9 protein-coding genes and 1 pseudogene are annotated in these 15,307 nt (G+C 73.5%); 8 read left to right on the forward strand and 2 right to left on the reverse strand.

Annotated features, from left to right (window positions below):
- Positions 1-79 precede the first annotated feature (79 nt).
- From lanKC to ACFY9E_RS00150, 4 genes are all read left to right on the forward strand, one after another.
- Complete coding sequence (gene lanKC, locus ACFY9E_RS00135; RefSeq protein WP_390977759.1) at positions 80-2,674, forward strand: class III lanthionine synthetase LanKC; 2,595 nt, start codon at positions 80-82, stop codon at positions 2,672-2,674.
- An 84-nt stretch (positions 2,675-2,758) separates the two neighbouring features.
- Positions 2,759-2,875, forward strand: coding sequence for a SapB/AmfS family lanthipeptide (locus ACFY9E_RS00140; protein ID WP_031113019.1), 117 nt, complete (start codon positions 2,759-2,761; stop codon positions 2,873-2,875).
- A gap of 82 nt (positions 2,876-2,957) precedes the next feature.
- Positions 2,958-4,799 carry an ABC transporter transmembrane domain-containing protein gene (locus ACFY9E_RS00145; protein WP_390977761.1) on the forward strand — a complete coding sequence of 614 codons (1,842 nt, stop codon included), beginning with the start codon at positions 2,958-2,960 and terminating at the stop codon, positions 4,797-4,799.
- Positions 4,796-6,769 carry an ATP-binding cassette domain-containing protein gene (locus ACFY9E_RS00150; protein WP_390977763.1) on the forward strand — a complete coding sequence of 658 codons (1,974 nt, stop codon included), beginning with the start codon at positions 4,796-4,798 and terminating at the stop codon, positions 6,767-6,769. The genes ACFY9E_RS00145 and ACFY9E_RS00150 overlap by 4 nt, the downstream gene beginning before the upstream one ends.
- Here the strand turns inward: ACFY9E_RS00150 and ACFY9E_RS00155 are convergent.
- Positions 6,692-7,273: pseudogene (locus ACFY9E_RS00155) on the reverse strand (LuxR C-terminal-related transcriptional regulator); the annotation flags it as partial. The gene ACFY9E_RS00150 and the pseudogene ACFY9E_RS00155 overlap by 78 nt on opposite strands.
- Positions 7,274-7,536: 263 nt before the next feature.
- Between ACFY9E_RS00155 and ACFY9E_RS00160 the strand changes: the two are divergent.
- Entirely contained in the window at positions 7,537-9,693 is a 2,157-nt protein-coding gene (locus tag ACFY9E_RS00160) for a SpoIIE family protein phosphatase (protein WP_390980212.1), read from the forward strand.
- Between the two features lie 115 nt (positions 9,694-9,808).
- On the opposite strand, the gene ACFY9E_RS00165 is transcribed toward ACFY9E_RS00160, so the two are convergent.
- Positions 9,809-11,200, reverse strand: coding sequence for a trypsin-like serine protease (locus ACFY9E_RS00165; RefSeq protein ID WP_390977765.1), 1,392 nt, complete (start codon positions 11,198-11,200; stop codon positions 9,809-9,811).
- A gap of 744 nt (positions 11,201-11,944) precedes the next feature.
- Here ACFY9E_RS00165 and ACFY9E_RS00170 point away from each other — a divergent pair.
- The 3 genes from ACFY9E_RS00170 to ACFY9E_RS00180 all read left to right on the forward strand — a co-directional run bounded on the left by ACFY9E_RS00170 (position 11,945) and on the right by ACFY9E_RS00180 (position 15,306).
- Entirely contained in the window at positions 11,945-12,160 is a 216-nt protein-coding gene (locus ACFY9E_RS00170) for a type A2 lantipeptide (protein WP_390977767.1), read from the forward strand.
- Between the two features lie 117 nt (positions 12,161-12,277).
- Positions 12,278-13,084, forward strand: a complete 807-nt coding sequence (locus tag ACFY9E_RS00175; protein ID WP_390977769.1) for an HlyD family efflux transporter periplasmic adaptor subunit — start codon at positions 12,278-12,280, stop codon at positions 13,082-13,084.
- Positions 13,081-15,306 carry an NHLP family bacteriocin export ABC transporter peptidase/permease/ATPase subunit gene (locus tag ACFY9E_RS00180; protein WP_390977771.1) on the forward strand — a complete coding sequence of 742 codons (2,226 nt, stop codon included), beginning with the start codon at positions 13,081-13,083 and terminating at the stop codon, positions 15,304-15,306. The genes ACFY9E_RS00175 and ACFY9E_RS00180 overlap by 4 nt, the downstream gene beginning before the upstream one ends.
- Position 15,307: the final 1 nt, after the last annotated feature.

Consider the following 15,307-nt stretch of genomic DNA (forward strand, 5'->3'; position numbering starts at 1 on the left):
ACGGTGTTCTCGTGACAGGCGTGACTGTCCGGGCACGGTGCGTGGCTGGAAGGCTCGGTGCCTGTCAGGAGGGGGACGCATGGACAAGCGGTACGAGGTGTACGCGCTGGCCGACCGGCACTTCTACGAGACGCCGGACCGGCTTGCGCGGGACGGGGCGGGGACAGCCCCCCACCTCTACGAGACGGCCCGCCGGCCGCTGCCGGAGGGCTGGGAATCGGCCCGGATCGGCGACTGGCTGACCATGACGCCGCTCGGCCCGGACGGCGAACCGCTGCAGGGCCCGGCCCAGGGGTGGAAGATCCACGCCTCGGCGACCCGGGCGAACGCGGAGGAGATCGCCCGGATCGTGTGGGACTACTGCGTCGAGCGGCGCGTCCCCTTCAAGTTCGTGCCCGGCCCGCACCTGCTCCACCTGCGCAACACCAAGTACGCGCCGCGCGACGGCAGCGGCAAGTTCGTCACCGTCTATCCGGCCGACGAGGAGCAGCTGCACCGGGTGCTGCGCGAGCTGGGCGCACTGCTGGAGGGGTTCGAGGGGCCCTACATCCTCACCGACCTGCGCTGGGGCGAGGGCCCGCTGTACGTCCGCTACGGCGCCTTCGCACGGGCGTTCGTCGTGGACGAGCGGGGCTCGCTGGTGCCCGCGGTGCGGGACGGCGAGGGGCGGCTGGTGCCGGACCGGCGGTCGCCGTCCTTCCAGGTGCCGGAGTGGGTGACGCTGCCGGCGTTCCTCCAGCCGCACCTCGACGCGCGGAACAACACGACGACGGGCGAGCTGCCGTACCGCATCGAGAAGGCGCTGCACTTCTCCAACGGCGGCGGGGTGTACGCGGGCACCGACACCCGTGACGGGCGCAAGGTCGTCCTGAAGGAGGGCCGGCCGCACGCGGGTCTTGCCTCGGACGGCGCCGACGCGATCGCCCGGCTGGAGCGGGAGAAGCAGGCACTGGAGCGGGTCGCCGGCACGGGCGTGGTCCCGGAGGTGCGCGACTGGTTCGAGCTCGGCGGGCACCGCTTCCTGGTGATGGACTTCCTGGAGGGCCGTCCGCTCAACTCCTTCTTCGCCGAGCGGCATCCGCTGCTCACCCAGGATCCCGACGCGGAGGCCGTCGCCGCCTACACGGCGTGGGCGCTGCGCATCCACCGCCGGGTGGAGGAGGCCGTGGCGGCGGTGCACGCCCGGGGCATCGTCTTCAACGACCTGCACGTCTTCAACATCATGGTCGCCCCGGACGAGGAGACGGTGTTCCTCCTCGACTTCGAGGCCGCGGCCCCGGCGGAGGAGAACGGCCGCCAGGTCGTCGCCCACCCCGGGTTCTTCGCGCCGCCGGACCGCCGGGGCGCCGACATCGACCGCTATGCGCTGGCCTGTCTGCGGCTGGCCCTGTTCCTGCCCGTGACCACACTGTTCGTGGTCGACCGCGGCAAGGCGGCGCACCTGGCCGAGGTGATCGCGGAGCAGTTCCCGGACGTGCCGCGGGAGTTCCTCGACGCGGCGGTCACCGAGATCACCCGCGAGGTGTCCGGCCGTACGCCGGCCGCTCCCTCCTCGCCGGTGGACCCGGGCGACTGGCCGTACAGCCGCGACTCGATGGTCAAGGCCATCCTCGCCTCCGCCACCCCGGAGCGCGACGACCGGCTCTTCCCCGGCGACGTCGCCCAGTTCTCGGACGGCGGCGGGCTCGGGATCGCCCACGGCGCCGCGGGGGTGCTGTTCGCGCTGGACGCAGCCGGCGCCGAGCGGTACGAGGAGGGTGAGCGCTGGCTGCTGGAGCGGACGGCACCGGCCCCGGTCGGCACCCCGCTCGGCCTGTACGACGGACTCGCGGGCGTCGCCCTGGTCCTCGACCGGCTCGGGCACCGGCAGCGGGCGCTGGACCTGGTCGAGGGCATCCTCGCCGAGCGGTGGCAGAACCTCTCCTCCGACCTGCACGGCGGACTGGCCGGGCTCGGCCTCGTCCTCGGGCATCTGGCCCGTACGACCGGCGAGGCGGAGCTGGGTGAGCGGGCCCACGAGGCCGCGCGGATCCTCGTGCAACGGCTCACCGAGCCGGTCCCGGCCGCGTCCCGGCCGCGCGCCGGACTGCTGCGCGGCGCGAGCGGCCCCGCACTGCTCATGCTGCGGCAGTACGAGTGGACCGGCGAGGAGGCCTGGCTGGAGGCTGCGGCGGTGGCCCTGCGCCGGGACCTGGCGTCCTGCGTGACCCGGGAGAACGGGTCGCTGGAGGTCGACGAGGGCTGGCGGACCCTGCCCTACCTCGGTGACGGCAGCGCGGGCCTCGGCATGGTCCTGGACGACCTCGTGGCCCACGCCCCCGCTCTCGCGGGCGAGTTCGGCACGGCCCGCTCGGGCGTGCTCACCGCGGCCACCTCACGCTTCTACGCGCAGCCCGGGCTCTTCCAGGGCCGCGCCGGAATGATCCTGCACCTCAGCCGCACCACCACGCCGGGCGCGACGGAGGACCGGCTGGCCGGGCAGATCGCCGGGCTCGGCTGGTTCGCGATGGCCTACCAGGGCCAACTGGCCTTCCCCGGACACCAGATGATGCGGCTCTCCATGGACCTCGCCACCGGAACGGCAGGGTGCCTGCTGGCGCTCGGCGCGGCCCTCGACCCGGCGACCGACGCCCACCTGCCGTTCCTCCCGCCGCCGGGCAGGCGGCCCCACTGACGCGGTTCCGCGCTCCCGCGGAGTCGTGACACCACCCCGTCCCCACGGATGACCACGGACGGACACCCAACGGAAGGACACATCATGGCACTTCTCGACCTGCAGACCATCGAGACCGAAGAGCGCACGGACGGCGGCGGCAACAGCACGGTGAGCCTGCTCTCCTGCATCAGCGCCGCGAGCGTTCTGCTCTGTCTCTGACCTACGGTCTGCTCGCTCCGGGCGGCTCCCTCCCTTCGGGGAGGGGCCGCCCGGGGTCCGTCCCGCTCCAGGAAAGGCCCGTATGCCCCCGCGCGCCGACGACGACCCGGCGGCCGGACACGCGCGCGCCCTGTTGCGCACGGCCACCCGGTACAGCGGGTCCCGCTGTGTGGTGCTGTGCCTGGTCAGCATCGCCGCGACAGGTGCCGGGCTGCTGCTGCCGGCCGCGCTGGGCCGGGCCCTCGATCTTCTGCTGGCGCACGCCCCCGCCACGCGCTGGGTGCTCTGCTGCGCCGGCCTCGTCCTGCTGCTCGCCCTGCTCGACGCGGTCCAGACCGTCCTCACCGGCACCGTCGACGCCCGTACCACCGCATGGCTGCGCCGACGGCTGACCGGGCACGTCCTGGGCGTCGGCCCGCGCGCCGCCGACCGCTTCGGCTCCGGTGACCTCGTCGCGCGGCTGATCGGCAACGCGGCCGAGGCGGGGACCACCCCGGCGGCCCGTGCGGCGCTGCTGGCCGCGCTCGCCGGTCCCGTCGGCGGGGTGGTCGCGCTCGCTGTGATCGACGGGTGGCTCGCGGCCGTGTTCCTCGCCGGAGCCCCCGTGCTGGCGCTTCTCCTGCGCGCCGTCTCCCGTGACACCTCCGAGAGCGCCTCGCGCTATCAGCGGGCCCAGGGCCGGATCGCGGCGGCGCTGGCCGAGGCCGTCGAGGGGGTGCGCACCGTCCGGGCGGCCGGCACGCAGGACCGGGAGACCGCCCGGGTGCTGCGGCCGCTGCCCGATCTGTCCCGGGCCGGCCACCGCATGTGGCGGGTGCAGGGGCGGGCCGCGGCCCGGGCGGTCGCCGTGGCACCGCTGCTGCAACTCGCGGTCGTCGCCGTGGCGGGGGTACTGCTCACCCGGGACCGGCTCTCGGTGGGCGAGGTGCTCGCGGCCTCCCGGTACGCGGTGCTCGCGACCGGTGTCGGCGTGCTGGTCGGCCGGCTCGCGGGCCTGGCCCGGGCCCGGGCCGCGGCCCGGCGCCTCGGTGAGGTCGAGACCGAGCCCGCCACCGCCTTCGGCACCCGCCGGCTGCCCGACGGCCCCGGGCGGCTGGAACTGCGGGGTGTGACGGCCCGGCGCGGCGGACACACCGTGCTCGACGGGGTGGACCTCGACGTACCGGGCGGCACGACCCTGGCGGTGGTCGGCCGCTCCGGCGCGGGCAAGTCGCTCCTCGCCGCGCTCGCCGGACGGCTGGCCGACCCGGACGCGGGCGAGGTGCTCCTCGACGGTGTGCCGCTGCGCGAGCTGCCGCACGACGACCTGCGCCGCGCCGTCGGCTACGCCTTCGCCCGCCCCGCCCTCCTCGGCGGCACGGTCGAGCAGGCGATCGGCCTCGGCCTGCCGTCCCCCTCCCCCGGCGTGATCCGCGAGGCGGCCCGCACGGCCCTCGCCGACGACTTCGTGCGCCGCCTCCCCGACGGCTACGGCACGGCCGTCGCCGACGCCCCGCGCTCCGGCGGCGAGTCCCAACGGCTGGGCCTCGCCCGGGCGTTCGCGCACGGTGGGCGTCTGCTGATCCTGGACGACGCCCTTTCCAGCCTCGACACGGTGACGGAACGGCACATCACCGACGCCCTCTTCGGCGACGGCCCGGCCGCCACCCGGCTCCTGGTCGCCCACCGCGGCGCGACCGCCGCGTGCGCCGATGCCGTGGCGTGGCTGGACGGGGGGCGGGTGCGGGCGGTGGGACGGCACGAGGAGTTGTGGCGGCTCGCGGAGTACCGGGCGGTGTTCGGGGAGGGTGCGGGGCCCGGGGACACGGGCGACGGCGACGTGCCGTCGGTGTCTCACGCCCGGGGCGGGGCGAGTGGGGAGACGGACAGCATGAGCGGCCGGAGGGTTACGGGTGCGGCCGCCGGGGAGGGGACGGATTCATGACGCTCCCGATCGCCACCGGCCTCACCGCCCGGGGTCTGCGTTTCCTGCTGGCCCGCAGGCGGGTCCTGTTGCGGCTCACGGCCTGGTCCGTGCTGGAGACCGGGCAGACCTTCCTCATCGGATACGGCCCCGCCCGGGCGCTGGACGAGGGGTTTCTGCGCGGGCGGGCGGACATCGGACTGCTCTGGCTGGCGGTGACCGGGATCGGCGTCCTGCTCGGCGCGTACGGGACCGCCCGGGTCTACGCGGCCGTCGCCGCGCTGGTCGAACCCTTCCGGGACCGGCTCGTGGAACGGGTGGTCTCGCGCGGGGTACGGACCGGTGACGCGGGTTCCCTGTCCGGCCTCACCCAGCAGGTGGAGATCGCCCGGGACACGTTCGCCGGGCTGGTCATGGTCTCCCGTTCCTTCGTGTTCACGTCCGCCGGCGCCCTGGCCGGCCTGTTCACGCTCGCGCCCGCGCTGCTGCTGGTCGTCGGGCCGCCCCTGGCCGTCGGCATCGCGCTGTTCGCCGCGACGCTGCGGCCACTGGCACGGCGGCAGGAAACGTTCCTCGTCGCCGACGAGGCCCTCGCCGGTGATCTCGGCACCGTCTGCCCGGGCCTGCGGGACATCACCGCGACCGGCGCGGAGGCGCACATCGCCGCCGGCACCGGGGAGCGGGTCGAGGCCGAACTGCGCGCGGCGCGTGCCCTGGCCCACTGGGGCGTGCTGCGTGTGGCGTCCCTGACGATCGGCGGCCAGTTGCCCCTCGTGCTGCTGCTCGCCACCGCCCCCTGGCTCCTCGGCCACGGCGTCAGCACCGGCGCCCTGGTCGGCGCCCTCGCCTACGTCACGCAGTCCCTGCTTCCGGCCCTCCGCAACCTCATCCACGGTCTGGGCACGAGCGGCTCCCGCCTGACGGTGGTCCTGCGCAGACTCACCGGGACGGACACCGCCGACCACCACGACGCCGCCCCGCCGGGCGCGGCCGCCCGCGCCGGCATCGACGGCACCACCCGCACGGACGGCAGCACCGCCCCCGCGACGGCCGGCCCCCGCGTGCCGATCCGCCGCCCCTCGCCGGACCGATCCGCCGAAGGGGCAGCCCCCGCCCTCTCCCTCGCCTCCGTCACCTTCGCCTACGGTCCCGCCAGCGCACCCGTCGTCCAGGATCTCGACCTGGTCCTCCCGCGCGGCGTGCACCTGGCCGTGGTGGGTCCCAGCGGCGCCGGCAAGTCCACGCTCACCGCACTCGTGGCAGGGCTGCTCTCGCCCTCGTGCGGCACCGTCCGGGTGGGCGGTCACCCCGTGCCCGGCCCGGGGGCCGTCGCCGGGCGGGTGCTCATCCCACAGGAGGCGTACGTCTTCGGCGGCACCCTGGCCGAGAACCTCGCCTATCTGCGTCCGGACCCGGTGCCGGAGGAGGAGCTGCTGGCCGCGGCCGAGGCGGTCGGGCTCGCCCCGCTGGCCGGTCGGCTCGGAGGGCTCGACGCCCGGGTCGACCCGACGGCGCTGTCGGCCGGCGAACGGCAGTTGGTCGCGCTGACCCGGGCCTATCTGTCGTACGCCCCGCTCGCTCTGCTGGACGAGGCGACCTGCCATCTGGACCCCGGGGCGGAGGAGCGTGCGGAGCGGGCGTTCGCCGCGCGGCCGGGCGGGACCCTGGTGGTCGTCGCCCATCGCATCAGCTCCGCGCGTCGCGCCGGCCGTGTCCTGGTGATGGACGGACGGAGCACGGCGTACGGCGGTCACGAGGAGCTGATGCGGTCGTGCGCGCTGTACCGGGACCTCGTCGGGAGCTGGGCTCCCGCACCGGCCCGGCGGGGATCAGAGCCAGCCCTGGCCCTGCGAGATGCGTATCGCGTCGATGCGGTTGCGGGCCCCGGTCTTGCGGGTGATGGCCGCCATGTAGTTGCGCACCGTTCCGTGGGACAGGTGCAGGCTCCCGGCGATCTCCGCGATGGAGGCTCCCTCGGCCGCGAGGGTTAACACGCTCAGTTCTCTGCGGGTCAGCGGCATCTCGGCCGCCTTGAGGAATCCGAAACCCAGGGAGTCGTTGACGAAACGTTCCCCCTCGGCCACGCGGCGGATCCCGCGCAGCAGGTTCTCGGGGGAGCCCTCCTTGTCGACGTAGCCGAGCGCCCCCGCCTCGGCGGCCCGCTTCAGCAGGCCCGGCCGGTTCGCGGTGGCCAGGACGAGTAATCGGGGACGCACCCGGTCCGGTCCGGGCCGGGACAGCTCGCCCAGCGGAGGGATGCCGTAGGAGTCCGCGCACTCCAGGTCCGCCGCGCACACATCCGGCCGTACCGACCGCACCATGCCCGGCGCGCCGCGCCACGACGTGTCGTGCACCGCCAGCCCGGACTCCTGCCGCAGCCACTCCGCCAGCACCGACCGCACCAGACACTCGTCGTGCACCAGAAGCACCCGGATCACTGCCACCCCCTCCGCTCGCCGTACGCCCCCCTCGTCCTGGTTGAGCGCGTGCCCCATTGTTCGCGAGCGTGACCCTGCGTGGGCGCGAAGAACCGGCCATCAGGGTGCGCGGGGGCGCACGTCCAGCGCCCGTACGCCCGGCCACGCTTCGACTACGGGGGCATGGGTCGGGACGGTCGGGGTAGGCAGGCGCCCCTTGCGGGGCCACAGCACCTGTGACCGACGGTAACCGAGGTCGTCGTGGGGCCCGCTCGCCGTGCGGGACGTGCCGTCAGGGGGGAGATTTGTTCCTGGACCCGGTCGCGCGGCCGTGCGAGGAGGTGGTCGGCGTGTCCGACGGGCAGTCGTCCGCGCAGGCGCCGGCAGCCGCCAGGACGCCTGTCGGCCGTCCCGTGCTCTCCCTGGCTCTGGCGTCGATGATGGACGAGGTGCACGCCCACTCCGGCGCGGTGTACCTGATGGCGCCGGACCAGCCGGTGCTGGAGATGGCGGTGATGGCCGGTCTGCCGCGGGCGTTCGCGGCGCCCTGGGAGCGGGTGGGCATGAACGCGCCGATCCCGGTCGCCGACGCGGCGCGCGAGCGGCGGCTGGTGTGGGTCGGCGGCGAGGAGCAGATGGCCCGCCTCTACCCGCGGATCGCCGTGGTGCTGCCCTATCCCTTCGCCCTGGCCGCGGTGCCCGTCGCCACCGAGTCCACCGTGTACGGCGCGGTCTTCGTGACCTGGCCGGGCACGCATCCGGCGGAGATGTCCGACCACGAGCGCGAGCATCTGACCGCGGCCTGCGGACGGCTGGCCGTCCGGCTGGAGCGGGCCGCCGAGCACAGCGTTCCGCCGCACCCCGAGACCGATCTGCTCGCCGCGCCCCTGGTGGGCGGCATGGCCGGCACGCTCGGCACGGTCGAGGCCGCCCGGATGGTGAGCCGGCTGCCGTACGGGCTGGTCTCGCTGGACCTGCACGGCCGGATCGGCTTCGTCAACGCGGCGGCGGGCGAGCTGCTGAACGTGCCGGTCAGCCGACTGCTCGGCACCCAGCTGTGGGCGTCGGTGCCGTGGCTCAACGACCCGGTGTACGAGGACCGTTACCGGGCCGCTCTGCTCAGCCAGCACGTCACGTCGTTCGTGGCGCTGCGCCCGCCCGGCGAGTGGCTGTCGTTCCGGCTGTACCCGAGCACGACGGGCCTGAGCGTCCGCATCACGAGGTCCAGGGCCGTGTCGCGGATGAACCGGACCGTACCGCCGCCCGACGGGACGCCGTCCCGGCTGGTCACCATCACGCAGGTGCTGGACCTGGCCGGCGCGCTCACCGAGGCGGTGGGGGTGCAGGACGTGGTGCAGCTGGTCGCGGACGAGATCGCCCCGGCCGTGGGCAGTCAGGCGCTGGTCGTGCTGGGCTCGCGGGCGAACCGGCTGCAGGTGCTCGGGCACCGCGGATACCGGGACCCGCACGTGGTGGAACGGTTCGACGGGATGCCCCTGACCGAGCCGACACCCGGCACCCAGGTGCTGCGGACGGGCGTGCCCGCGTTCTTCGAGTCGCAGGAGCAGCTGGAACGGCTGTACCCGGCGCGGCTCGCGACCCCCGACGGGTTCGCGGCCTGGGCCTACCTGCCCCTGATCGCCCAGGGCCGCCCGGTGGGGACGTGCGTCCTGTCCTACGCCGAGCCGCATGCGTTCCCGACGGAGGAGCGGGCGGTGATGATCAGCATGGCCGGGCTGATCGCCCAGGCGCTGGAGCGGGCGCTGCTCTACGACGCCAAGCACCGGCTCGCGCACGGCCTGCAGGAGGCGCTGCTGCCGCACTCCCTGCCGTCGCTGCCCGGCATCGAGGCGGTCGGCCGCTATGTGCCGGCCACGCAGGGCATGGACATCGGCGGCGACTTCTACGACCTGGTCGGCACCCGGGGGACGGCGGCCGCGGTGATCGGGGACGTGCAGGGCCACAACGTGACGGCGGCCGGGTTGATGGGGCAGGTCCGCACCGCGGTGCGCGCGTACACGACCGTGGGCCAGGCGCCCGAGGAGGTCATGCGCAGCACCAACCGGCTGCTGCTCGACCTGGGGTCCGACCTCTTCGCCAGCTGCCTGTACCTGCGGCTCGACCCGGCGCACGGGCGGGCCGTGATGTCCCGGGCGGGGCATCCCCCGCCCCTGCTGAGACGGCCGGACGGGCGGGTGCGCGTCCTCGACCTGGCGGGCGGCCCGTTGCTGGGCATCGACGCCTCGGCGGTGTATCCGACGACGGAGGTCGCCCTGCCCCCCGGTTCGCTGCTCGTCCTCTATACGGACGGGCTGGTCGAGTCCCCCGGCACGGACTTCGAGGAGGCTCTCGCGGATCTGGGCGGGTGGCTGGCCGACGCCGGGGACCGGCCGCTGGACGAACTGGCCGACAGCCTCGTCCAGCAGGAGCGGTACCACGCGGACGGGGAGGAACGGCGAGACGACATCGCCCTGTTGCTGATCAGGGCCCTCGAATAGCGCCGCGGGGCACCGGCACCCGGACGGACAACGCCGGTGGCCGGCCCGGTCCCGCCAGGAAGGGGGCGGAACCGGGCCGGCCGCGTCGGACCGGCTGCCGACGACTGTGCAGGGGTCAGCGGGACTCGGTCAGACCGGAGTTGTCCCCGACGTCATGACCCGCGTCCTGACCGGCGCCGGCTTCGGCACCCGCTTCGCCGCCTCCGGCCTGCTCACCGGCACCTGCCTCGTCACCGGCACCGGCTTCCTCGCCGGCACCCGCACCAGCCTCGTCACCGGCACCGGCCTCTTCACCGGCACCCGCTTCGCCGCCCGCACCGGCTTCCTGGCCCGCGCCCGCTTCATCGCCCGCACCGGCCTCGTCGCCGGCGCCACCGCCCGCGGCACCGCCCGCGCCGAGGGTCGCGCCGACCGCCTCCAGGGCGGTGGTCACCGGCTGGAAGAACGTCTCGCCGCCGGCCGTGCAGTCACCGCTGCCGCCGGAGGTCAGGCCGATCGCGAGACCGTCCTGGGTGAACAGCGAGCCGCCGCTGTCGCCCGGCTCCGCGCAGACGTCGGTCTGGATGAGGCCCGTGACGGTGCCCTCCGGGTAGTTCACCGTGGCGTCGAGGCCGAGGACCTGGCCGTCGTTGAGCCCGGTGGTGCTGCCCATCCGGAAGACCTGCTGACCGACGGTCGCCTCGGCGGCCTCGGTGATCTGGACCGTCTGGTTGCCGGTGTTGACCTCGCTGGGGGCCTCGGTCGCCGGGTCGTCGTACTTCACGAGTGCGAAATCGCCGGCGCCGGGGAAGGTCGACTGATCGACGGTGGCGATCGGCTGGCCGCCCTGCGTGTCGGACCACTCGTTGCCGCCGAGGGTGCAGTGACCGGCCGTCAGGAAGGCCGGGGAGCCGTCGCCCGCGGTGACGTTGAAACCGAGGGAGCAGCGCGAGCCGCCCGCGAAGATGGCGTCCCCGCCGGAGACGAACGGCTTGAAGGTGCCGGAGGACTTCTTGAGCGTGGCCATGCCGGAGCCGAGCTCCTGCACGGTGGACTGGAGTCTGTCCCACTTGGCGCCGGTCACGGTGCTGTCCGCGGTCACCAGGAGCTTGTTGGTGCGCGGGTCGATCGACCACGAGGTGCCCGCGATGGTCGCCTCGGACTTCAGCGTCGACGCCCCGTCCTGGAGATCCGACCAGCTGTTGTCGACCTCGCGGACCTTCGCGCCGGCCGCCTTCGCCTGCACGACCACGTTGTTGTTGTCGCCCGGCACGACGTTGACGACCAGTTGCCTGGCGGCGCTGTCGTAGTAGGAGCCGCCGAACGCCTCACCGAGGAGCCCGGAGAGCTGCGAGGCGAGATCCGAGGCGTCGCCCGCCTTCAGGGTCTTCGGCGCTGCCGCCGCGTCACCGGACGAACCGTCCTGGGAGGCGTTGGCGTGGGGGAGCAGGATCGCGGCCGCGCCGAGCGCCACCACGCTGCCCGCCGCTATCGCGGCCTTGCGCTTCGGAATTCGCTTGTGACTCAAACTTCTCTCCTCCTGGGGGACGGAGTACGTGCCGCCGTCCGGCAGCTTCTGGGGGGCGCCTGGATGGCTGTTGGTACGCACGGGCCGCACGGGGCGTTCAATTCCGTTTGCGAGTGATCCCTTCGCATAGCGGAATCGGCCAACTCCCGTCGCCCGTGCGCCGACCGCTCGGTTCGCGGCCGGCCTGCTCACACGGGCCGGTCCGGCAGACGGGGTCCGTCGATCCCGGGGAGGGGCATGGCCGGATGACGGCCTTTCAGGCGGCGGAGTCCCCGCGGAGCAGCGGAACGCAACGCTCCGTATCCGATCGGAAACGATCCGTCGACATCACGGAGTCGAATCCCGGCTTCAGCGAATCTGCACATCGAATGCTCAACCCGGTCACTGAAAGGAGGGTTATCCACACCCCGGCCGCGTCGGTCACGCCTTTGGGGCGGGAGTGCCGGATTCGCCGCCCCGGGAAGCAAGGGCCCGAATGCGCCGATGCGGTGCCCCATGTGAAGAACTCGCTCCCGTGCGGTGTCCAAACCTGCACGGATCGGTGCCTCCGAGGCGCAAGTTCCCTGGTGAGGGAGGTGGTTGATTGGAAGGGCGGACCCGCAGCGTGCTTTGATCCATCGCACCGCGGGGGCCGCCCAGGGCATTCGGAAACGAAAGTCCGGCACTCGCGGTCGCGGCCGTCATCTGTCCCCAGAGGGGGCCGCTCCCCCCTTGTGAGATATCCATATGAAGGGAAGTTCCATCATGAACTCCACCCCCCAGGTTGAGACCGTCGAGATCGCCGACGCCGAGCTCGACGCCGTCTCCGGCGGTCTGGCCGTGAACGCCGTGAACACCGTCACCGACACGGTGAACGGCATCGCTCCGGTCTCCGGCCTGGTCGACACGGCCGTCGGCACCGTCGAGGGTGTCACCGGCCTGAACACGGCCCCGGTCACCAACCTGGTCGCCGGTCTCTGATCGAGCCCCCGTGCCGTTGAGTCCCGGAGCCGCAGCCGGCGGTTCCGGGTTCTTCGGGTGCCGTGACAGCTTCTGTCGCGGCCGTCGGTACCTCTTCTACGGGTGAGGGAAGTTCCCTTGCAGTTCCGCCAACAGGCCCTCGCCAAGCTCCAGTCACCGGAGGAACTCGACCTGCCGGTGCGGTTCGCGCGCCCGCAGGGCTGGCTCGTGCTCTCGGTGACGGTGGTCGCGATGGCGGCCGCCTCGGTCTGGGCGGTGACCGGTTCGGTGACCTCCACCGTCAGCGCGCCCGCCATCCTCACGCACGGGCAGGGCAGTTACGTCCTCCAGAGCCCCGTCGCGGGCCAGGTCACCGCCGTGCTCGCGAAGCAGGGCCAGCAGGTGCCCGCGGGCTCTCCCGTGCTCAAGGTCCGTACGGCCAAGGGCGAAGCGGTCGTACGCACGCTCGACGCGGGCCGCGTCTCCGCGCTCGCCGCGACCGTCGGGCAGATCATCCGGACCGGCGCGAACGTCGCCGCCGTCGAGAAGGTCGCCCGCACCGAGGACCCCCTCTACGCGACCGTGTACGTCCCCACCGCCAACGCCGCCTCGATCCCCGACGACGCCGCCGTGGACCTGACCGTGCAGTCGGTGCCGACGCAGGAGTACGGCGTGCTGCGCGGCCATGTGAAGTCGGTCGACCGCTCCGCCCAGTCCCCGCAGCAGATCGCCGCGTTCCTCGGGGACAGCCAGCTGGGCGAGCAGTTCACCAAGAAGGGCAGGCCGGTGGCCGTGACGGTCCGGCTGGACAAGTCGTCCGCCACGAAGAGCGGCTACCGGTGGTCGTCCGCGGACGGGCCCCCGTTCAAGCTGACCTCCATGACGCTGGCCTCCGGTTCGATCCGGCTGGCCGATCAGCGCCCCGTCGACTGGCTGCTGCCATGAGCGCCACCGCACAGGAGCCCCGGAGCAGACGACGCGCCGCCCCGCCGAAGCGCAAGGTGCCCAAGGCCCGGGCGAAGACCGTCCGCACACCCACCGTCCTCCAGATGGAGGCCGTCGAGTGCGGCGCCGCCTCCCTGGCGATGGTGCTCGGCCACTACGGCAAGCACGTCCCGCTGGAGGAGCTGCGCATCGCCTGCGGCGTCTCCCGTGACGGCTCACGCGCCAGCAACCTGCTGAAGGCCGCCCGCAGTTACGGCCTGACGGCCAAGGGCATGCAGATGGACCTGGCGGCCCTCGCCGAGGTGACGTCACCGGCCATCCTGTTCTGGGAGTTCAACCACTACGTCGTCTACGACGGCATGGGCCGCCGCTTCGGCCGTCGCGGCGTCTACATCAACGATCCCGGCAAGGGCCGCCGGTTCGTGCCCATGGAGGACTTCGACGGCAGCTTCACCGGTGTCGTGCTGGTGATGGAGCCCGGCGAGGACTTCGCCCGGGGCGGCCGCAAGCCCGGAGTCCTCGGCGCGATGCCCGCCCGGCTGCGCGGCACGGCCGGCACGATGCCCGCGGCGGTGCTGGCGAGCCTGCTGCTGGTGGCGGTCGGCGCGGCGGTGCCCGCGCTCAGCCGCACCTACATCGACGAGTTCCTGATCGGCAACCAGACCTCGCTGCTCGGCGTGCTGTTCACGTCGATGGCCGCGTGTGTGCTGCTCACGGTCGTGCTGACCTGGCTCCAGCAGGCCAATCTGCTGCGCGGCCGCATCATCTCCTCCACCCTCTCCAGCGCCCGCTTCCTGCGGCATCTGCTGCGGCTGCCGGTGACGTTCTTCTCCCAGCGCAGCCCGGCCGACCTGGTGCAGCGGCTCCAGTCCAACGACGCGGTGTCCGAGACGCTGTCCCGCGACCTCGCGGCGGCGGGCGTGGACGCGGTCGTGGTCGTCCTGTACGCGGTCCTGCTGTACACCTACGACCCGCAGCTGACGTTCGTCGGCATCGGCGTGGCGCTGCTGAACATCGTGGCCATGCGCATCGTCATCCGGCTGCGCGCCACGCGCACGGCGAAACTGCGCGCGGACACGGCCCGCCTCACCAACACCGCCTACACGGGTCTGCAGCTCATCGAGACGATGAAGGCGACCGGCGGCGAGGACGGCTACTTCCGCAAGTGGGCCGGGCAGCACGCCACCACCTTGGAGGAGCAGCAGCGCCTGGGCGTGCCGAGCGCCTGGCTGGGCGTGGTCGCGCCGACCCTCGCCACCCTGAACAGCGCGCTCATCCTGTGGATCGGCGGCATGCGGGCGGTCGAGGGGCACATCTCGGTCGGTCTGCTGGTCGCCTTCCAGGCACTGGTCACCCGGTTCACGGCCCCGCTGACCCGGCTGAACGGCGTCGCGGGCCGCATCCAGGACTTCGCCGCGGACGTGGCCCGGCTGAAGGACGTGGAGAACTTCAAGGCCGACCCGCTCTACGGCCGCCCCGGCGCCGGCGAGTCCACGCGCCGCCTCCAGGGCCATGTCGAGCTGGAGAACATCACGTTCGGCTACAGCCCGCTCGACAAGCCCCTGCTCACCGGCTTCGACCTGACGGTCGGCCCCGGGCAGCAGGTCGCGCTGGTGGGCGGCTCGGGCAGCGGCAAGTCCACGGTGTCCCGGATGATCTCCGGGCTGTACGCGCCGTGGGAGGGCGTGATCCGCATCGACGGGCAGCGCATCGAGGACATCCCGCGCGGGGCGCTGGCCGCCTCGGTCTCCTTCGTCGACCAGGAGGTGTTCCTCTTCGAGGGCACGGTCCGCGACAACGTGGCGCTGTGGGACCCCTCGATCCCGGACGACGCGGTGGAGGACGCGCTGCGCGACGCCGCCCTGTACGACGTGATCACCCGCCGCCCCGGCGGCATCCACAGCAAGGTCGAGCAGGACGGCCGCAACTTCTCCGGCGGACAGCGCCAGCGTCTGGAGATCGCGCGGGCACTGGTGCGCCGGCCGAGCATCCTGGTGCTCGACGAGGTGACGAGCGCCCTGGACGCGGAGACCGAGCAGGTCGTGATGGACAACCTGCGCCGGCGCGGCTGCGCCTGCGTGGTGATCGCGCACCGCCTCAGCACAGTGCGCGACAGCGACGAGATCGTCGTCCTGCAACACGGCACGGTCGTGGAGCGGGGACGGCACGAGGACCTGGTGGCCCGCGGCGGCGCGTACGCGGCACTGGTCAGGGAGCGGTGAG

It is taken from the genome of Streptomyces sp. NPDC012466, from assembly GCF_042955215.1.
GTDB lineage: Bacteria > Actinomycetota > Actinomycetes > Streptomycetales > Streptomycetaceae > Streptomyces.

What these genes read in the sequence shown, in the direction of transcription:
- lanKC (WP_390977759.1), top strand. Translation starts at nt 80, where the DNA reads ATGGACAAGCGGTACGAGGTGTACGCGCTGGCCGACCGGCACTTCTAC.
- ACFY9E_RS00140 (WP_031113019.1), top strand. Translation starts at nt 2,759, where the DNA reads ATGGCACTTCTCGACCTGCAGACCATCGAGACCGAAGAGCGCACGGAC.
- ACFY9E_RS00145 (WP_390977761.1), top strand. Translation starts at nt 2,958, where the DNA reads ATGCCCCCGCGCGCCGACGACGACCCGGCGGCCGGACACGCGCGCGCC.
- ACFY9E_RS00150 (WP_390977763.1), top strand. Translation starts at nt 4,796, where the DNA reads ATGACGCTCCCGATCGCCACCGGCCTCACCGCCCGGGGTCTGCGTTTC.
- ACFY9E_RS00170 (WP_390977767.1), top strand. Translation starts at nt 11,945, where the DNA reads ATGAACTCCACCCCCCAGGTTGAGACCGTCGAGATCGCCGACGCCGAG.
- ACFY9E_RS00180 (WP_390977771.1), top strand. Translation starts at nt 13,081, where the DNA reads ATGAGCGCCACCGCACAGGAGCCCCGGAGCAGACGACGCGCCGCCCCG.